The 17,740-nt window shown below is 69.5% G+C and carries 24 protein-coding genes; 11 read left to right on the top strand and 13 right to left on the bottom strand.

Going from position 1 to position 17,740, the window contains the following annotated elements:
* Nucleotides 1-425: 425 nt before the first annotated feature.
* The 7 genes from IG98_RS0134755 (at nt 426) to IG98_RS51205 (ending at nt 5,551) form a co-directional block, all read left to right on the top strand.
* Complete coding sequence (locus IG98_RS0134755) at nt 426-947, top strand: RNA polymerase sigma factor (protein WP_245651846.1); 522 nt, start codon at nt 426-428, stop codon at nt 945-947.
* A complete protein-coding gene (locus IG98_RS0134750) occupies nt 944-2,119 on the top strand; it encodes a CU044_5270 family protein (protein WP_030922212.1) in 1,176 nt (391 codons plus the stop codon). Before IG98_RS0134755 ends, IG98_RS0134750 begins: the two co-directional genes overlap by 4 nt.
* Before the next feature lie 203 nt (nt 2,120-2,322).
* Nucleotides 2,323-3,141: an alpha/beta fold hydrolase gene (locus IG98_RS0134745; protein ID WP_030922211.1), complete on the top strand. Its 819-nt coding sequence runs from the start codon at nt 2,323-2,325 to the stop codon at nt 3,139-3,141.
* Nucleotides 3,138-3,575 (top strand): GbsR/MarR family transcriptional regulator, encoded by a 438-nt coding sequence (locus IG98_RS0134740; protein WP_030922210.1) that lies wholly within the window; start codon nt 3,138-3,140, stop codon nt 3,573-3,575. The genes IG98_RS0134745 and IG98_RS0134740 overlap by 4 nt, the downstream gene beginning before the upstream one ends.
* 55 nt (nt 3,576-3,630) lie before the next feature.
* On the top strand, nt 3,631-4,227 hold the full coding sequence (locus IG98_RS0134735; RefSeq protein ID WP_211264262.1) for a helix-turn-helix domain-containing protein: 597 nt from the start codon (nt 3,631-3,633) through the stop codon (nt 4,225-4,227).
* A gap of 119 nt (nt 4,228-4,346) precedes the next feature.
* Nucleotides 4,347-5,192, top strand: coding sequence for a class I SAM-dependent methyltransferase (locus tag IG98_RS0134730; RefSeq protein WP_030922206.1), 846 nt, complete (start codon nt 4,347-4,349; stop codon nt 5,190-5,192).
* Nucleotides 5,193-5,386: 194 nt separating this feature from the next.
* Nucleotides 5,387-5,551, top strand: coding sequence for a hypothetical protein (locus tag IG98_RS51205; protein ID WP_211264261.1), 165 nt, complete (start codon nt 5,387-5,389; stop codon nt 5,549-5,551).
* Nucleotides 5,552-5,957: 406 nt separating this feature from the next.
* Here IG98_RS51205 and IG98_RS0134720 read toward each other — a convergent pair whose 3' ends face one another.
* Complete coding sequence (locus IG98_RS0134720) at nt 5,958-6,305, bottom strand: MarR family winged helix-turn-helix transcriptional regulator (protein WP_211264260.1); 348 nt, start codon at nt 6,303-6,305, stop codon at nt 5,958-5,960.
* Here IG98_RS0134720 and IG98_RS0134715 point away from each other — a divergent pair.
* Nucleotides 6,227-6,772 (top strand): SDR family NAD(P)-dependent oxidoreductase, encoded by a 546-nt coding sequence (locus tag IG98_RS0134715; protein WP_281178571.1) that lies wholly within the window; start codon nt 6,227-6,229, stop codon nt 6,770-6,772. The two genes, IG98_RS0134720 and IG98_RS0134715, sit on opposite strands and share 79 nt — an antisense overlap.
* A gap of 213 nt (nt 6,773-6,985) precedes the next feature.
* Here the strand turns inward: IG98_RS0134715 and IG98_RS0134710 are convergent, their stop codons facing one another.
* From IG98_RS0134710 to IG98_RS0134700, 3 genes are all read right to left on the bottom strand, one after another.
* Nucleotides 6,986-7,843 (bottom strand): ABC transporter permease, encoded by an 858-nt coding sequence (locus tag IG98_RS0134710; protein WP_030922200.1) that lies wholly within the window; start codon nt 7,841-7,843, stop codon nt 6,986-6,988.
* A gap of 10 nt (nt 7,844-7,853) precedes the next feature.
* A complete protein-coding gene (locus IG98_RS0134705) occupies nt 7,854-8,687 on the bottom strand; it encodes an ABC transporter ATP-binding protein (protein ID WP_051753332.1) in 834 nt (277 codons plus the stop codon).
* Between the two features lie 73 nt (nt 8,688-8,760).
* Nucleotides 8,761-9,819, bottom strand: a complete 1,059-nt coding sequence (locus tag IG98_RS0134700; RefSeq protein WP_030922193.1) for an ABC transporter substrate-binding protein — start codon at nt 9,817-9,819, stop codon at nt 8,761-8,763.
* A 298-nt stretch (nt 9,820-10,117) separates the two neighbouring features.
* Between IG98_RS0134700 and IG98_RS0134695 the strand changes: the two genes are divergently transcribed.
* Nucleotides 10,118-11,446 carry a UDP-glucose dehydrogenase family protein gene (locus IG98_RS0134695; RefSeq protein ID WP_030922190.1) on the top strand — a complete coding sequence of 443 codons (1,329 nt, stop codon included), beginning with the start codon at nt 10,118-10,120 and terminating at the stop codon, nt 11,444-11,446.
* 299 nt (nt 11,447-11,745) lie between these two features.
* On the opposite strand, the gene IG98_RS0134690 is transcribed toward IG98_RS0134695, so the two are convergent.
* The 3 genes from IG98_RS0134690 to IG98_RS51195 all read right to left on the bottom strand — a co-directional run bounded on the left by IG98_RS0134690 (nt 11,746) and on the right by IG98_RS51195 (nt 13,010).
* On the bottom strand, nt 11,746-12,162 hold the full coding sequence (locus IG98_RS0134690) for a nuclear transport factor 2 family protein (protein WP_030922188.1): 417 nt from the start codon (nt 12,160-12,162) through the stop codon (nt 11,746-11,748).
* A 214-nt stretch (nt 12,163-12,376) separates the two neighbouring features.
* A complete protein-coding gene (locus IG98_RS51200; protein ID WP_157594692.1) occupies nt 12,377-12,544 on the bottom strand; it encodes a hypothetical protein in 168 nt (55 codons plus the stop codon).
* A gap of 265 nt (nt 12,545-12,809) precedes the next feature.
* Complete coding sequence (locus IG98_RS51195; RefSeq protein ID WP_030922185.1) at nt 12,810-13,010, bottom strand: hypothetical protein; 201 nt, start codon at nt 13,008-13,010, stop codon at nt 12,810-12,812.
* 29 nt (nt 13,011-13,039) lie between these two features.
* Here IG98_RS51195 and IG98_RS51190 point away from each other — a divergent pair, with 29 nt between their 5' ends.
* Nucleotides 13,040-13,297: a hypothetical protein gene (locus IG98_RS51190; protein WP_030922182.1), complete on the top strand. Its 258-nt coding sequence runs from the start codon at nt 13,040-13,042 to the stop codon at nt 13,295-13,297.
* A 65-nt stretch (nt 13,298-13,362) separates the two neighbouring features.
* Here IG98_RS51190 and IG98_RS0134665 read toward each other — a convergent pair whose 3' ends face one another.
* The 6 genes from IG98_RS0134665 to IG98_RS0134640 form a co-directional block, all read right to left on the bottom strand.
* Nucleotides 13,363-13,782 carry a VOC family protein gene (locus tag IG98_RS0134665; protein WP_030922180.1) on the bottom strand — a complete coding sequence of 140 codons (420 nt, stop codon included), beginning with the start codon at nt 13,780-13,782 and terminating at the stop codon, nt 13,363-13,365.
* Nucleotides 13,783-14,017: 235 nt separating this feature from the next.
* Nucleotides 14,018-14,473, bottom strand: coding sequence for a pyridoxamine 5'-phosphate oxidase family protein (locus IG98_RS0134660; RefSeq protein ID WP_030922177.1), 456 nt, complete (start codon nt 14,471-14,473; stop codon nt 14,018-14,020).
* Nucleotides 14,474-14,487: 14 nt separating this feature from the next.
* Entirely contained in the window at nt 14,488-15,141 is a 654-nt protein-coding gene (locus IG98_RS0134655) for a VOC family protein (RefSeq protein WP_030922174.1), read from the bottom strand.
* A 5-nt stretch (nt 15,142-15,146) separates the two neighbouring features.
* Nucleotides 15,147-15,611 carry a helix-turn-helix transcriptional regulator gene (locus tag IG98_RS0134650; protein WP_030922171.1) on the bottom strand — a complete coding sequence of 155 codons (465 nt, stop codon included), beginning with the start codon at nt 15,609-15,611 and terminating at the stop codon, nt 15,147-15,149.
* A gap of 77 nt (nt 15,612-15,688) precedes the next feature.
* Complete coding sequence (locus IG98_RS0134645) at nt 15,689-16,099, bottom strand: VOC family protein (RefSeq protein WP_030922167.1); 411 nt, start codon at nt 16,097-16,099, stop codon at nt 15,689-15,691.
* 223 nt (nt 16,100-16,322) lie between these two features.
* Entirely contained in the window at nt 16,323-16,634 is a 312-nt protein-coding gene (locus IG98_RS0134640) for a winged helix-turn-helix transcriptional regulator (RefSeq protein ID WP_342666874.1), read from the bottom strand.
* Between the two features lie 76 nt (nt 16,635-16,710).
* Here IG98_RS0134640 and IG98_RS0134635 point away from each other — a divergent pair, with 76 nt between their 5' ends.
* Nucleotides 16,711-17,598, top strand: a complete 888-nt coding sequence (locus IG98_RS0134635) for an NAD(P)-dependent oxidoreductase (protein WP_030922161.1) — start codon at nt 16,711-16,713, stop codon at nt 17,596-17,598.
* Nucleotides 17,599-17,740: the final 142 nt, after the last annotated feature.

Genomic DNA, 17,740 nt, shown 5'->3' with positions numbered 1-17,740 from the left:
GTTCCCAGAACATCAGCCTATGCCGAAAGATGTCCCTGTCGGCGCTGAATATCAGGGGACCACATCACGCCGGCGAACGCCGCCCGGGGAGGGGCACGGTACGTACGCGACCGGGGACCGCCGCCGTATGGGGCCACGGTGCTGCCTTTAATGTTCGTGAGAACGCCGGGGCTCTCTCCGGGCTGAAGCAGCGGCTGGTCAACGAGAGCGACCAGCCGCTGTTTCCCCTGTCCCGTCAGGTCGGCGCGGCCGGGCGCGCGCGGGACGGCAGGATCTTCCTCGCGGTGCCGCTGTTCGCCGCCACCGCCACTGACCAGCGGTCCCAGGAGGCCCGTACCCTTTTTCGAGGAAGCGGGTAACAAACGGGGGTCCCCGGCCACTTCCCGGTGTCAGAAGAACACATCCGGGACGAAGGGGGCGGGGCGGTGACGGACGACTCGCAGAGATTCACCAGCATGTACGACGAGTGCCGGCAGCGCGTCTGGGCCTACGTGGTCAGCCGCGCGGGACGGCAGGTCGCGGACGAGGTGGTGAGCGAGACGTTCGCGATCGCCTGGCGACGGCTGGAGGACGTGCCGGAGCCGGCGCTGCCGTGGCTCCTCGGGGTGGCCCGCAACGTGCTGCGCGACAACATCCGGGCGGAGATCCGGCGGGACGCGCTCAGCGCCGAGTTGCGGGCCTGGACCGAGGACGACGTCGCGGAGCAGGTCACCGAACGGCTCAACGTGCTCAAGGCGCTGACCGGGCTGTCGGAGGACGATCGGGAGATCCTGATCCTGACCGCCTGGCAGGGGCTCTCCCCCCGCGACGCGGCCCAGGTCGTCGGCTGCTCTCCGACCACCTTCCGGGTACGGCTGCACCGCGCTCGCAGGCGGCTCAAACAGCGGATGGACACCGCAGTGAGTCCCGAGCCCCGGATGAGGAACCTCAGCGAGGAGTGGTCATGAATCCCATCGATCAGCTGCGGGCCGCACGTCCCGCGCACCTGGACGACACCCCGGTCGACCCGCGGACCAGGGCCGCCGAGCTCTCCCGAGCCATGGCGCGGCCCCGGCAGGCCCCGGCCAGGCGCAGGATCGTACGCCCGGTGTGGGGCCTCGGCCTCGCCGGAGCCGCCGCGGCCGTGACCGCGGTCGCCGTCACGATCTCCGCGACCGGCGGTACGGCCCCGCGCGCGCCCTCCGCCCAGGTGATCTCAAGCCCGGCGACCACCACCCCGCGAATCGAGCTCTCCGGGCGATCCATCCTGCTCGCCGCTGCCCACGGGGCGGCCCGCCAGCCGGATGTGACCGGCGCCTACTGGCACACCGTGTCGGTGAGCCGGAACCTGTTCGAGGCGGCCGACGGGGACTACACCGTCGTGGACCCGCAGCGGAACGAGGTATGGACCCCGTCGGCGACCGGCGGGGAGCAGTGGAGCCGGACGAGATCCCTCGGCGCGGAGCCCGCGGGTCCGGACGACAGGGCGGCCTGGGAGCGGGCCGGTTCCCCTGCCGAGATCCAGGTCAAGTCCCCCAAGATGGGCGACAGCCCGAAATCCAAAGGTTTCACCCTGTCGACCGAGCCGGGAGCGGCGCGGGACGGCCACGCCCCCCTCGTCGACGGGGACAAGGTGTTCTGGCTGGGCCGCAACGTCACCATGAAGGACCTGCGCGACCTGCCGAACGACCCGGACAGGCTCAAGGCGTGGCTGCTGCGCTCGTACGAGGGGCACGGCACCGAGTCGGACGACCCGATGTCGTCGGACGCCTGGCTGTTCGCCGTCACGGTCGGGCTGATCACCGACATGCCGGTCACCCCGCAGGTGCGCGGCGCCGCCTTCCGGATGCTCGCCGACCTGGAGAGCATCGAGGTCGTCCGGGATGTTGTCGACGCGGAGGGCCGTACCGGCAGTGCCGTCGCCATCGAGGAACGGGTCAGGGCGAAGGCGGACGCCAAGGCGGGTGAGGGGATCCTGCGGAACCGCCTGATCTTCGACGAGGCGACCGGGCGGGCACTGGCCAGGGACAGCGTCGTGGTACGGCCGGGCGGCCTGCAGGCCGGATTCGCGCCGGGCACCGTGTGGAACTCCGAGACCGTCCTCGAAGCCGGCTGGACCGACGAGAAACCCGCCTCCTGAACCTCCCGGCTCGCCGTGCCCCCGCAGCGCACGACGAGCCGGGATCTCCGCCCCACCGGCGGAGTGGTCGTGTGCGGCCGGGCGCGTCGGTACGAGCCGCACCGGAGGCGTGCTCGGCCGGCGCGGCTCGCCCCGCCGCCCCGCGGATGAGCGCACATCGCTCCGGCCCTTCGTCGATCGGACATATTTGCTAGATTTAGTAAATGGTGAATATGCCATCGACGCTCTCGCTGCGAGGGTGCGACCTCCACTACGCCGACAGTGGTGGCGACGGTGTGCCGCTGGTGTTCTCGCACGGAGCCGGGGCCGATCACGCGATGTTCGACGCCCAGGGCGAGCAGCTGCGCGCCCGGGGATACCGGGTCGTCACCTGGGACATGCGCGGCCACGGCCGCTCTCGCCCGGCGGGCGTTCCGTTCACCGCCGAGCGGGCGATCGACGACCTGTGCGCGCTCATCGAGCATCTCGCACTCGACCGGCCGGTACTCGTGGGACAGTCCCTCGGCGGCAACCTCGGCCAGGCGGTCGTCCGGCGGCATCCGGACCTCGCCCGGGCGCTGGTCGTCATCGGCTCGACCTGGAACACCGAGCCGCTGTCATGGACGGAGCGCCTGCTGTTGAGGGCGGCCGCGCCGAGCCTGTCGATGATTCCGGCCGGTCGCCTTCCCGATGTGATGGCCAGGGCCTCCGCGGTGACGGAGGGCACGCGGGCGGATGCGCGGCGGGCGTTCTCCCTGCTGTCGAAGCGGGAGTTCGTCCAGGTGTGGCGGGCGACCGTCGAACTCCTCGACCCGGACCCCGGCTACCGTACGCCGGTGCCGCTGTGCCTGATCCGCGGCGAGCGAGACCGTACCGGCAACATCGCCTCGGCCATGCGCGAGTGGGCCGCGGCGGAAGGCGTCCAGGAGGTGGTCGTCCCCGGCGCGGGGCACATCGCCAACCAGGACGATCCGCACGCGGTGAACGCGGCGATCGAGGCGTTCCTGCGTGCGATCTCGGACTCGGGGCGGGCACAGCGGTGAGCGCGACCAGGCGTAGCGCGTTCATCACCTCGGTAGGCGACCTGCTGGCCTCATGGAACCTCCCGCACGCGACCGGTCGCGTCTACGGCCTGCTCCTGATGACCGAGGAGCCGGCCTCTCTCGACGCTATCGCCACCGAGCTCGACCTGAGCAAGGGCGCGGTGAGCACCGCGGTGCGGCAGCTGAACTCCTGGGGACTCGCCAAGGTGATCCCGCAGCCCGGCAGCCGCAGGCTCCTGGTGGAGGCCACCGGAGGGATCGAGTCACTGCTGGAGGCCAGCCACGCGCGGGCCAGAACCCTGATCGCCGCCCTGCGCGACGGCGAGGCCCTGCTGGGTCCGGGGCCCGCGCAGGACCGGCTCCAGGACGTGATCGGGCTGTTCGCCGGCTATGTCGACGTCGGAAGCCGGCTGCTCGACAGACACCGCCGCTAGCGCCACGGGAAGGGGAAAGGATTCAGCCTTGCGTCATGGGCATACGATGCTGCCCATGACGCAAGAAATCGGAGAGCTGGACAGCCTCGTGCGCAAACGCATCCGCGCCCTGCGAGTCGCACAGGGGTGGTCCCTGGAAGAACTGGCCACCCGCGCCAACCTCAGCCAGTCCTCACTGAGCCGCATCGAGAACGGCCGGCGTCGCCTCGCCCTGGACCAGCTCGTCACCCTCGCCCGCGCCCTGGACACCACCCTCGACCAGCTCGTCGAGACCGCCACCGACGACGTCGTCACCAGCCCGATGATCGACAGCATCCACGGCCTGATGCGCTGGCCGGTGAAGGGCGACCCCGGCATGAGCGTCATACGCCAGCGCATGACCGAGCCGCCGCCCGACAACCCCTCCCGCATGCGTGCCCACCCCGGCCGGGAATGGCTGGTCGTACTCTCCGGCACCGCGATCCTCATGCTGGGCCACCGGCGCTTCCGCCTTGAGGCCAACCAGGCCGCCGAGTTCCCCACCATGATGCCGCACGCCATCGGCGCCGAAGGCGGACCGTGTGAGATTCTGGGCATCTTCGACCGCGATGCCCGCCGCGGACACCAGCGCGCCAACGGCGACGACTACGACACCCCCAGCATCTCCGAATGACGGCAACGCGCACCCTCGGTACGGGTGCGCCTTGCGCGTCGGGCACCGCCACGCGCCGATATCTTGCGCATCCCGGGAGCCGTCGTGCCGAGTAGGCAAACCCGCCTTACGGTGACGGCATGACCCACGCACACCCGCACATTCCCCACCAGCAGGACGACGCCGGCCAGGCGGAGATCCTCGACCTGGACACGGAAGTCCTCGCCGAGCACATCGCGTCCATCACCGCATGGCTGCCCCTGGAAACCGGCCCGCGCCAGATCGTCGACCTGGGCTCCGGCACCGGAGCGGGCACCTTCGCCCTCCTCGACCGTTTCCCCGAGGCACACGTCATCGCCGTCGACGCCTCGCCCGGACACCTGCAGCGCCTGCGGAAGAAGGCATGCGCCCAGGACGCGGATGACCGCGTGCGCACCGTGCAGGCCGACCTCGACGCCGCAGACTGGCCCGACCTCGGCACGCCGGACCTGGTCTGGGCCTCGGCCTCGATGCACCACATGGCCGACCCCGACCACGTCCTGCGCAACGTCCGCGACATGCTCGCGCCCGGCGGCCTGTTCGCCGTCGTCGAGCTGGCCGGATTCCCCCGCTTCCTGCCCGAGAATGCCCCGGAGGACCGGCCCGGCCTGGAAGACCGCTGCCACGCCGCGACCGAGCACTTCCACGCCGAACAGATGCCCCACCGCGGCGCCGACTGGGGGCCGATGCTGGTCGCCGCCGGGTTCACCATCGAAGGTGAGCGCACCGTCGCCGTGAACATCGAAGGCTCCCGCAGCGAGGCCATCGGCCGCTACGCCCTGGCCACCCTGCGGCGCATCCGCGACACCGCCGCCGAGGCACTCCCGGCCGAAGATCTCGCCGCGCTCGACCGGCTGCTCGACACGGACAGCCCTCACAGCATCCTGCGCCGCGACGACCTCTTGGTACGCACCGAACGCACCGTCTGGGCCGCACGCCTCAGCTGATCGGCAATCTCCACGCGGGTTGTCCGCCAGGCAGTGTCGGCGCCGACTCCTTGCCTTATGCGCAATGCGTGATGCCTGTGGAGCACGAGCCTCGCAGGTTGGGTGTTGAGCCCGCGCAGCCTCTCCGCGCGGACACCGTCGCGAACCATCCACCTTGGAGCGTTCGCGACGGAGGAAGGGAGCAGTTCGAATCGATGCACTACGACGTCGTCCGCCAACTCTCCCGGCCCGGCGAAGTCCTCCAACAGCATGTCGTGCACGTGGCCACCAGGAACGGCATGCGCGGCGAGGCGCACGCCGCGGTGTACTTCCGCTTCGACGAATACGCGAACTTCATCTCCGTCGGCCAGGACGGCTAAGGCCACAACGGACTCGCTGCAGCCGTCACGACGGTACGGGAGCCGGCGCACCGTTCGCTTCCTACTCAGGCAGGAAGGCGCGCAGCTCCGCGACCACCCGCGAAGGCGTGCCCGATGACGCCGAGGAGTTCGCCTGCCCTTGGTCAAGGCAGCGGCTCATCTACCGCAGGTTGACGCGGCGGCAGCCATGAAGCCCCGCGGCCGATAGCAGGACACTGACTCGGATTCCCGTAACCCGCACGCCTTGCTGTCATGAGCTGAGGAAGGCGTGCGGGCTCACGCGTTTCTCACCCGAGATACCGCGAACACACGCGCTTCGAACCGCGCGCGGGACAAAGTACGCGGGTATCGGAGCGGTCACACCGCTCGGTGAGGTCCTGAAGTGGCTGAGGGAAGCGCGGGTGTGTCATTCCTCGGCCAGGACGTCCTCACCGACGAGACCGCGTAGCCGGTCGTTGGCCCGTTCGAGCGTGGTGAGCGCGATCTCGCGCTGCTCGTCGCTCGCGCCGCCCAGCGCCTGCTCGGCGAGTTCCGCCCAGGCGCGTTCGATGCCGGGTATCAGCTCGTGACCCGCGTCCGTGACCACGATGCGCACCTGGCGGCGGTCCGTGGCGACCGGCTCGCGCCGGAACCATCCGCCACTCTCCAGCCGGGCCAGGCTGCGGGTCGCGGTCGGTGGCTCGATTCCGATCCGCGCCGCCAGTTCCGAGACCGTCATTCCCTCGCGTTCCTGGGCCAGGAGCCAGAGCAGCACATCCTGCCCCGGGTGCAGCCCGAGCGCCGCGAGCTTTCGGGCCTTTCAACGCGGCGGGGACGCTGACGATGATCGACGCAGTCCTTCCCGGCATGAGAGATGCCGGGTGGGGCCGGCTGGTGCTGATCTCGTCCGACGTGGTCGATCAGCCGATGCCCGCGGCCGTGGCGTACCCCGCGGCCAAGGGCGCGCTGGAGACGGCCGCGAAGGTGCTCGCCGTCCGGGAGGCTCAGCACGGCATCCTCACCAACGTCGTGCGACCAGGCTTCACCCTGACAGAGCGGGTGCTGAACACACCCGGGTTCGGGCAGGGAGTCGTCGACGCCGAGGCCGCGAAGACACCGACGGGCCGTATCTGCACGCCGGAGGACGTCGCCTCCGCGGTCGCCTACCTCGGCTCGGCCGCGAACGGGCACGTCAACGGCGAGGTCCTCTCCGTGGCCGGCGGACGGCACCTGACGCGCTAACCCCGTTTTCCGTACGTGCCGCGTCGTTGCGGGTCGGTAGCCATACCTGATCCGGCGCAGCGGGTAATCACCCCGGGTGGATCGGGGTCACGTGCGGAATGCAGGGCCGGCGATCGTGGCCACGACCCCTCTCGGCACCGGCACCGGCACCGGAGCGGGGGTCACGAAACCCCCGCTCTGCGGGTACGGGGCCCGCGGAGCGGGGGATTCGCATCAGCCGACGCGCTGGTCGAGTCCCCAGCGACGCCGGAGGGCGTTGTCGGCCGCGCCGAAGCACATGTCCACCACGATGCCGATGACCAAAATCACGATCATCGTCGCGAGCAGGCCGGGCGAGTCGGAGAGCTCCCGGGCGTTGTCGAGCTGTTCGCCGATCGACGCCTGGTGGGCGATGATCACGAGAAGCTCGCCCGCCATCAGGGATCGCCATGCGAACGCCCAGCCCTGCTTGAGGCCCGACAGGAACGACGGCAGCGACGCGGGCAGGATGACGTGCCGATAGAGGGCCAGGCGCCGCAGGCCGAGGATGTGCCCGGCACGGAGCAGGATCGGCGGGGTGTAGTCCACGCCGGCGATCAGTCCGTTGGCGATCGACGGCGCCGCCCCGAGGACGACCACGAACAGGATCGCGCTCTCGCTGAGCTTGAAGAACAGGATCGCCAGCGGGAACCACGCGATGGAGGGCATGGTCTGCAGGCCCGTGATCAGGGAGCCGAGCGCCGCCCGTAGCGGCCGGACCCGGGACACGGCCGCGCCGACCACGAGCCCGACCAGCACCGCGATCGCGAATCCGGTGATCGCGCGGCGCATCGTCACGCCCAGGGCCTCGTAGAACTCGGGCTCACCGAGGCGGTTCCACAGATCCGCCAGGACGGCCACCGGGCCGGGAAGGACGTACTCCGGGCGCCACCCGCTGAGCACGACCAGCTCCCAGATGGCGAGGACGAGGACGATCGCCGAGATCATCGGCCAGCTCCTGGCCCAGATCCTCGAAGCCAGGCTCTGTCGTTCCCGGTTGGACAGCTCCAGCGCGTCCAGACCGGCGATGTGCTGGGAAAGATCAGCAGTCATTGGGCACCCGCTACTTCTCGATCCCGGCGCCGGCGGCCGGCTGCGTCGCCGGCTTGGCGTGGCGCAGCACCTCCTGGCGCAGTCTGTCGGTGATGGTGGAGGCCAGTTCGGCCACTTCGGCGGAGTCGGTACGACGTGGCCGCGGCAGCGTCACCGGGAAGTCCTCGATCACCTTGCCGGGCCTGCTGCTCAGCAGGACGACCCGGTCGCCGAGCCGTACGGCCTCGCGCACGTTGTGGGTGACGAACAGGACGGACAGTTCCCGCTCCCGCCAGATCCGCTCCAGCTCGTCGTGGAGCAGGTCACGGGTCATGGCGTCGAGGGCGCCGAAGGGCTCGTCCATCAGGAGCACGTCGGCCTCCTGGGCGAGGGCCCTGGCGAGCGCGACCCGCTGGCGCATGCCGCCGGACAGCTCGTGCGGGCGCTTGTCGCCGAAGCCGCCGAGGTGCACGATCTCCAGGAGCTCCGTCGCCCGCGCGCGGCGTTCCTTCTTCGTGGTGTTCTTGCCCGAGCTCGTCACCCGGAGCGCCAGCTCGATGTTCCCCGAGACCGTGAGCCAGGGGAACAGGGCGGGCTCCTGGAACATCATCGCGATGCGGGCGTCCCCGGTGTCGATCTCTCCGGCCGTGGGGCGGTCCAGACCGGCGACGAGGTTGAGCAGCGTGCTCTTGCCGCAGCCGGACGCGCCCAGCAGGCAGACGAATTCGCCTCGGTCCACCGAGAGCGCGACCTGGTCCAGGGCCAGGAGCTCCCTGCCGTACACCTTGGAAACCGCGTCCAGCCGGACCGCGGGCTCGTGCCCGTCGGTCCGGCCGGGGCGCAGCTCCTGGATCGGAGCTGTCACTTCGCCTCCCTGACCAGCGGCTCGCCGGTCCGTGACCGGGGGCGCCGCTTCCACTCTGCTGTTCTGTGCTTGATCACTTGTCGCTCACCGCGGGCTGGCTCTTGGCCGCCAGGACCTCGTTGAGGATCTTGAGGTCGTAGATGCCGTTCAGGTCCACCGGGTCGAGCAGGCCGACCTTCTGGGCGTGGTCGGCGCTGCCGACGAGGGAGGACGCGATCGGGTCGTTGGTGAAGGTGATGTTGCCGAAGGCGCTGTCCAGGACCGCCGGCGCGACGGGCTTGCCGGTCAGCTCCTTCAGTTCCGCGTTGACCGCCTCCTTGGCGCCCGCCGGGTCCGACTGGATGAAGGCGTTGGACTCGACGTGCGCCTCGATCAGCTTCTTCACCAGGTCGGGGTGGTCCTTGAGGAACTGCTGCCGCACGATCAGGTGCGTGATCACGAACTGCTTGTTCGGCCAGAGGTCGGCCTCGGTGAGCAGGATCTTGCCCTTGCTCTCCTGGATCAGGCGGCTCGCGAAGGGCTCGGGCACCCAGGCGCCGTCGATGTCACCGGTGGCGAAGGTCTGCAGGGTCTGGGCATTCTCCTGGGGAAGGATCGAGACCTCGCCGCCGCCCTTGGTGTCGGTCTTGATCCCCTTCTCCTGGAGCCAGTAGCGCAGCGCGACGTCCTGGGTGTTACCGAGCTGAGGCGTGGCGATCTTCTTGCCCTTGAGGTCCTCGACGCTGTTGATCTCGGGCTTGACCACGAGGAACACGCCGCCGGACGCCGCGCCTGCGACGATCTTGATGGCTTCGCCCTTGGACTTCGCCCAGGCGTTGATGGCCGGGTTCGGCCCGATGTAGGTCGCGTCGATGGCGTCGGAGAAGATCGCCTCGGTCGCGGCCGGTCCGGCGTTGAAGGTCGAGACCTTCAACGTCGTGTCGCTGCCGAGTGCCTTGGCGAAGAAGCCCTTCTGCACCCCGACCAGGGCCGTGGAGTGCGTGATGTTCGGGAAGAAACCGAGGCGGACCTCGGTCGTCTTCGCCGTGTCGCCGCCGGAGGACCCCCCGCCTCCTCCGCAGGCCGCCGCGAGGGCTGTCACCGTGACCGCGGCCAGTGCCACTGCCGTCCCCCGGAGCCTGCGAACCCTCATTGATTACTCCTTAATTCCTACTTAATAAGTCGGTTAAGTGCATAAAATGGCAAGCGGGCCTTCCTGTCAAGTGCGGTGACCGTATGGGTGCGAGTTGTTACCGGTTCGTGTTTCTCGATGCGCCGCCGCCGACGGGACCGTACGGCCGGCCCGCACACATCAGGCGGCAAAGAGCCGCGTCGACCTCTGGACTTGAGGTGTGAAAGCCGCCGAGCCGACACCTCGGTACCCCGGCACGCGATAACTTCTTGGGGCGCATCCCGTATGCGCCCGAGGAAGTCAACGGACAGGACCCAAGATGCGCGTTTCCGTGATCGGATGCGGTCACCTCGGCGCTCCGCACGCCGTCGCGATGGCCGAGATCGGCCACGAGGTGATCGGCGTCGAGTCGGACCCCGGCAGGTGCGAAGCCCTGGGCAACGGCATCGCCCCCTTTTTCGAGGAGAGCTTCGAGGACCTCCTGGTCCGGCACACCTCCTCCGGCCGGCTCCGCTTCACCACCGACCTGGGGGAGGCCGCGGACTTCGCCGACCTGCACTTCATCACGGTCGGCACCCCGCTGCGCGAGGACGGCCACGGCTACGACATGGCCCAGGTGATCGACGCGATACGGTCGCTGGTCCCGCTGCTGAGCAGGCCGGCCACGATCGTCGGCAAGAGCACGGTGATGGTCGGCACCGTCGAACGGCTCCAGAAGATCATCGATGATGACGCGCGGGTCCCGAGCGTGGAGCTGGTCTGGAACCCGGAGTTCCTGCGCGAGGGCCATGCCGTGCGGGACTCCCTGTTCCCCGACCGGATCGTGGCCGGCCTGACCTCCCGGCAGGCCCGAGAGGCTGTCGAGGAGGTGTACGCCCCGATCCTCGACCACGGGGTGGGACTGATCCTCACGGACCCGCCCACGGCAGAGGTGATCAAGTCGGCCGCGAACGCGTTCCTGACCACCAAGATCTCGTTCATCAACGCGATAGCCGAGGTGTGCGAGTTCGTCGGAGCGGACGTGAACACGGTCGCCCACGCGATCGGCGCCGACAAGCGGATCGGGCACGACGGGATGCGGCCGGGCATCGGCTACGGCGGCGGGTGCCTGCCCAAGGACGTGGCGGCCTTCACGCACCGCGTCGGCGAGCTGGGCGCGCGGAACGCGCACGGATTCCTGACGGCCGTCGAATCGATCAACGCCGACCGGATCCCGGCGGCGATCAGACTGATCGAGAAGGCACACGGCGGTCCGATCGACGGCCGTACCATCGCGTTCCTCGGCACGGCGTTCAAGGTCGGAACCAGCGACGTACGCGACTCGCCCGCCCTGCGCCTGGCCGAGAGACTGGCCGAACGCGGCGCGACACCGGTCATCTACGACCCCGCGGCCATCGCCGCCACTCGCGAGCTGCACCCCGAATTCGACTACGCCGACACCGCCGAGCAGGCCATCACGGACGCCGATCTCGTCGTGCTCGCCACCGAGTGGCCGGAGTTCGCCGCCGACCCCGAGCTCCCCGCGGACACCGCCGACCTGGTACGTCACAGGGTGCTGGTGGACGTGCGCAACGCGGTCAAGCCGGGGCCGTGGCTCGCCGCCGGCTGGGAGGTCTGGCAGCTCGGCCGCGGGCCCCAGCGTCCGTAGACGCGGTGGTCGAGCGGACGTGGAAGGGCGCCAGACGGCAGTGAGCATGGGCGACTGAGTGTCGTACCCGACGTCCCGCCTGCCGGCCATCGAGCTCACCTGATGACAGGTCGGCTCGGCCGCAGCTGCCCCAGGACTTCCAGCGAGCTGTGGCGACGGCGACACCGCTCGTTGTGGCAAATAGTGCCGGTGTTGTGGTTTGTGACACCTTGGCACCGGGGTCCACAATCCGGGGAATCTCGCCGGAGCTGTCACAGGGCGGAGGACCGTCCTGGCAGCGCCTAACGCCGTGATCAGGCTTAAGCGCTGAGGGCCCGCGCGACCGTGAGGCTGTCCTCGTAGATGTGGTAGCGGGTGACGAGCCCGTCCTCAACGGTGAGGTGTAGCGCGAACGGCGAGGTGTACGCGGCGCCGCTGTCCCGCACCGTCTGCACGATCTCCCCGAGCACGACGGCGTGCGCCCCGTCGACCAGGATCCGCGTCACCGATGTGCCGTTCGATTCGGGCACGTGATGGGCCTCCAGCGACCGGAAGTGGTCTGCCACATCGGCCCGGCTGGACCGGGGGCGAATCCACGGCACCGCTGGATGCCCCTCGGCGGGCCAGTCGAGCCGCCAGTCGATCGGCTCGGCGAACAACTCAGCCGTACGGTCGTGATCCCCCTCCGCCATCCGACGCAGCAGTTCTTCCACGATGTCACGGGTGTCACTACTCATGTCGCAAGCCTCTCGGGTCCGGGCGTGATCCATCGATTACCGTCGAGGTAAAGGGTGACCCTACCTCCGAGGTAGGGCAGGATGGGTCATCTCGTTCTGTCAGGGGCTTGGCCGGCGACCAGGGGCGACGGATGCGCGCCGAGTCCCCGCGCACGGCTCGATGACCCGGGGGCCCGAAGGACCCCGGGTCATCGGATCACAGATAGTGGCCGCACTAACCGAAGAAGCCGTCCTCCCAGTCGAAACACCACTCCCAGACGATGTAGCCGTCATTGGGCTGCGCCTGGGCGGGGGCGGAGGTGGCGCCGCTGATCACGAAAGCGGCGAGGACGCCGAGCACGACGGCCATGATCCGCTTGCCGGGCTTGGAGAAACGCGACATCGAGGACTCCTTCTCGCCTCATCGGAATGTGAGCGAGTCCATCACGGTGGAACTGCGGACCACCTGGAAGCCGGTTGCGGATCAGTCGGAGCAGGTCATGTCGTACTCGTCGGGAGCCACACCACCGAATGGGACAGGCTCCAGCTGGTCGACCACTGGCGCCGCCACCTGGCCAAACCTGAGCTCTACCTGCGCCACGCGCTGGACCGGGGCGCCGACTGATCCTGGTTGCGGCCGGCGTCCCGGAGACCGGGGTTCCTGCCCGTCACGACCGATGCAGGCCGGTCAGTCTGCGGTCGTCGACGGCGGCTGTACGGCAGGCCGTCCGGGCCGCCAAGCTCAGCAGACGGGTGCCCGTGGGATCGAGCGCCGCGTACGGCTCGGGAATGCGGATCGTCACCGGCCGTGGTCGGCCGGTCGCCGTGTCCCAGATGCCGACGGTGCCGTCCTTCCTGACCGGCGACATGGTCTGCCGTCCGCCGTGAGGGACAGGACGTGACCGAGAGCGCCGTCGCCGATCACATTGACCGCCCAGGCGTCCAGGTGGGCGCGGACCGACAGCTCGCCCGGCGCGTCGGCCTGGATGATCGCGGCGTTGTACACCACGACGTCCGGCGGACCGAACTCGTCGGCCACCCTGTCGAGGGCGTCGCGCAGCGCGGCCTCGTCGCACAGGACGCGGGCCGCCTCGTGTGGTTCGGCGTCTCTGACCAGGCACCAGTCGGCGCGCCCGGTGTATCGCTGTTGGGATAAGAGTGATCAGCGCGCCGCCCGGGTGGCGGCGGCCGCATGTGCTCGGCCGGAGCCGTGGGGCGGCGTCAGTCCTGGCGTGATGTTTCGGGGGCGACGAGTTCGACCTCGAATCCGTCGGTGTTCTCCAGATAGGCGGCGTAGTGCCGCTCGCCGCCGGCGTGGGGATGGCGTTCCGGGAACAGCAGGGTCCAGCCGTGCCGCGGTGCCCGCTCGGTCAGGGTGTCGACCATGGCCCGGCTCTCGATGTGGAAGGCGAGATGGTTCAGGCCGGGGCGGCGCCGGTCGTGTTCGTCCGCGCTGAGCGCGGGGGACTGCTCAAGGACCAGGTAGGTGGAGCCGAGCCGCCAGCTGCGCCCGTCGGCCCAGTTTTGGAAGAGGGTGTAGCCCAGCTCGCCCAGCAGCCACCCCCAGGCGGCGACGGCCCGTGGCAGGTCGGGCACCCAGAGCTCGACATGGTGCAGCGTGCCGGTGGTCACCTTGCTCATCCCGCGATCCCCTTTCCGTGCCTCCGACCAGGATGGCGTACTCGAACCGGACTCCGGCCCGACCCGATTCGGCACCGGGAGGTGACGTCGGGGTGGGGGAGCCGGTGTTCGGCCGGCCCGACCGCGCCATCGGAACGGTCGCCGTACGCGACGGGCACCGGCAAGCCGGTCCGCGTACGAACATCACGAGCTGGAAGTCCATGTCCTCGGCCGTACCGTTCTCCTGGGGCGGAGGTCAGCCGAGCCAGTGGCCGTCGCGCATGAGGTCGCGGCCCCGCAGCTCGTTCGCCTCTCGCCAGGCCTGGATGCGCCGCGGCCGGATCAGGAAGTACTGGTAGGACTTGCCGAGCTCGCGCGGGTCGAAACCGGTCTTGGCTGCGAACGCGTCACCCCTCTCCGGGGTGAGATGGGCGAGGTCCACCGGCTCGGCGGTGCCGTCGACGATGACGACGTCGCGCGTCGACCCGAGGCTGAGTCGTACCCGGCCGTCCGCCAGCAGGTTGCGGCCGGTGACCGAGGCACGCGGCGTCGAGATGAGAAACGTGGTCCCGTCCCAGAGGTACGAGAGCGGGATGAGATAGACGCCACCCGGAGAGCCCGACGTCGCGACCCAGAGATCGACGTCGCTCTCCAGTCTCGCGAGAGTGTCCCGCAGCCGCTCCTCAGGTCCACGCGGCGGCGCGCCCGTCATACTTTCTCCAGTCACTACGTGGAGAGCCCTTCCTTCAGGGGACGGGCTCCGTCGGTCATCGGTGCGGTCTCCCAGGCGAACCCGTCCGGGTCGGTGAAAGGCCCGGCATCGCCACCGATCATGAGCCGGTGCGATCCGGTGCCGTCGGGAGAGACGCCGACGTCCTTGGCAAGGGCACGGCGCCGGTACAGCGCCAGCTTGACGGGACTCGACCCGGTGGCGAACTCGACGTACATGCGGCCGAAGCTCTTCGCCACGGTCAGGCCCTGGTCGACGTAGAACTTCTTGCTCGCGGCCATGTCCGCGACTCCCAGCAGCAGCACGATCTCGTCGATCTGCCGGGTGGCGGGACCGGTGTCCTTCTTCGCCGAGGTGGCGATCTTCCAGATCGTCCCGTCCGGGGCCTGTATGACACCGCCGTAGCCCCAGAGCGACTTCACGACAGGCTTCAGCGCTGTGGCGCCGGCGTCGAGGGCGGCCTCGACGAGGTTGTTGACGGTGGCCGGCTGGGACACCGTGAGTGCCAGAATGAACCCGCGAAAGCCGGTGCTGGGTGCCTCCGAGGCACGCAGGCGTATCTGCGTGTCCAGACCGAAGGCGGCGGTGTAGAAGCGGTCGGCGGCCGTGGGGTCGGCCACGTCGAGGGTGACGGATTCGATGGATGTCATGGTCATCACGCTAGTTGCGGCTCGGTGACCGGCGCTTCTTGATTCCTGACCGGTCTGGTCACCTGTTTCGCCACGCACGGCGGCATCCCCGCCGCGGCGCCCGCCGCGCGGCGCTGGTAGGCGCTGGGCGGCATGCCGACCAGCTCGGTGAAGCGGGTGCTGAAGGTGCCCAGCGACGAGCAGCCGACCGTGAAGCAGACCTCGGTGACGCTGAGGTCGCCACGACGCAGCAGCGCCATCGCACGCTCGATGCGACGCGTCATCAGATACGAGTACGGCGACTCGCCGTAGGCCAGCCGGAACTGGCGGCTGAGGTGCCCGGCCGACATGTGCACGCCGAGGGCGAGCGCCTCGACGTTCAGCGGTTGCGCGTACTCCCGGTCGATCCGGTCGCGGACGCGGCGCAGTCGCGCGAGGTCTTTCAGGCGCTGCGCCGCGGTGAGTGCGCGCCCCCACGAGGGGTGACACATGGAAGAACTCCTTTTCGTCGATGTCCGCGAGCACCCGGGGCGCACGCCGAGGTAGGCGGTGGCGATGACCGGACGGCTCAGCGAACTTCCTGGATGCGGATCAGGTTGCCCGCGGGATCGCGGAAGGCGCAGTCGCGGATGCCGTACGGCTGCTCGGTCGGCTCCTGGACGACCTCGGTGTCGCCGGCCTGCACCTTCTCGAAGGTGCCGTCGAGGTCGGAGGTGGCCAGCAGGATCCAGCCGTAGGTGCCCTTGGCCATCATCTCGGCGATGGTGCGGCGCTCGTCCTCGGTGATGCCGGGGTCGGTGGCCGGTGGCGCCAGCAGGATGGACGTGCCGGGCTGGCCGACGGGGCCGACCGTGATCCAGCGCATCTTGCCCTGTCCGACGTCGTTGCGGACCTCGAAACCGAGGGTGTCGCGGTAGAAGGCCAGGGACGCGTCCGGGTCGTCGTGCGGGAGGAAGCTCGTGTGAATGGTGATGTCCATGGCCATTACGTTATCCGCGGCTCGGTGACCGGTGCTTCTCGATTCCTGACCGATCCGACCACCTGTTCCGCCGTACCCGGTCACATCACCGCCTGCACTCGCGCTACCTGTGGTAGCCACTTTTTTGTGGGTACTTGTCGGCCGGGCCGGGGTGGCCTGAAGCTTGGTCGTGGGCGGTCGGAGGGCCGTCAGATCCAGGTGTGACGGGGAGGTTGGCGGTGCATCAGGAGACCGGTTGGGCCTCGGCCAGCTTCTCCAAGCGGCGGTGGCCCCAGTCGGAAAGAGGCGTCAACGCTTCGGAGAGTTCGCGGCCGAACGTGGTCAGGGAGTACACGGTCTTCAGTGGCCGAACATCGTGCACCTCCCGGTGGACCAGTCCGTCGGTCTCCATCTCCCGGAGCGTCTGAGTCAGCACCTTCTCGGTGAGGCCCGGCAGCCGCCGACGCAGCTCGCCAGGGCGGTGGGGACCGGACTCCAGGAGCCAGAGCAAAATCGTCTTCCACTTGCCGTCGATCACGGCGATCGCGGCAGTCACTCCGCACACATTCGGGTCCTGGGCGCGACTGCGCGTCATCTTCGTCCTATTCGTTAATTTCCAAGGGAGTTGAGGCATGACCTCGCACACCGAACAGTCTGCCGTCACCGTGCTCGGCCTGGGGCCGATGGGCCGGGCTCTGGCCGGCGCCTTCTTGGACGCCGGTCTGCTGACCACGGTCTGGAACCGGACGCCGGGCAGGGATCGGGAGTTGGTCGAGCGGGGCGCGGTCGGCGCCCGATCGGCCGAGGAGGCGGTCGCCGCAAGCAGGTTGACCGTGGTCTGCGTGGTGAACTACGACGCGGTGGACGGCATTGTGCGGCGCGGTGCGGTCACCGGCGCGCTCAAGGGGCACACGGTCGTGAACCTGACCGCCGACACCCCCGACCGGGCCCGGAACACCGCGGCCTGGGCGGCCGAGCACGGCATCGGGTACCTGGACGGTGCGATCATGACTCCGACCACGACCATTGGCACGCCGGCCGCGGTGTTCCTGCACAGTGGCCCCACGGAGATCTACCGGGAGCACCGGCCGGTGCTGGACGCTCTGGGTGGCACCCACACCCACCTCGGTGCGGAAATCGGCCGGGCGGCCGCATACGACATCGCATTGCTCGACATCTTCTGGACCGCGATGGCGGGCTATGCGCACGCCCTGGCCGTGGCGAGGGCAGAAGGCGTCACCGCACGGGAGCTGGCACCGTTCGCCAAGGGCATCGGCGCGATCCTCCCGCCGATCTTCGAGGAGGCCGCGGAGGAAGTGGACAGCGGCCGGTTCTCCGGCGAAGGCAACCCGATCACCTCGGCGGTATCGTCCATGGCCCATATCGTCCACACCTCCGAGGCCCATGGCATCGACGCGGGTGTGATGCGTGCGGCCGAAGGCATGGCGCGCCGCGCCATCGGACGGGGCCACGGCACAGACGGGTTCATCCGGATCACCGAGATCCTGAACCCCCGCTGAGGAGGCCACTATGGGGCGTGGCCCGTTCCCGGTGCCCCCCGTGGAGGGTCTGCCCCGGTCATCGCGTCGGCTGAGTCAGCCGCAATCGGCCTATAGGTGGCCGTCGTCATGCGGGTTTCGGCCGCTTCGTGGGCCAGGGCGA

The organism is Streptosporangium amethystogenes, assembly GCF_000721075.1.
Classification (GTDB): domain Bacteria; phylum Actinomycetota; class Actinomycetes; order Streptosporangiales; family Streptosporangiaceae; genus Streptosporangium; species Streptosporangium amethystogenes.
The sequence above is the reverse complement of the archived record's forward strand: the minus strand, read 5'-3'. Positions and strand labels throughout refer to the sequence as shown.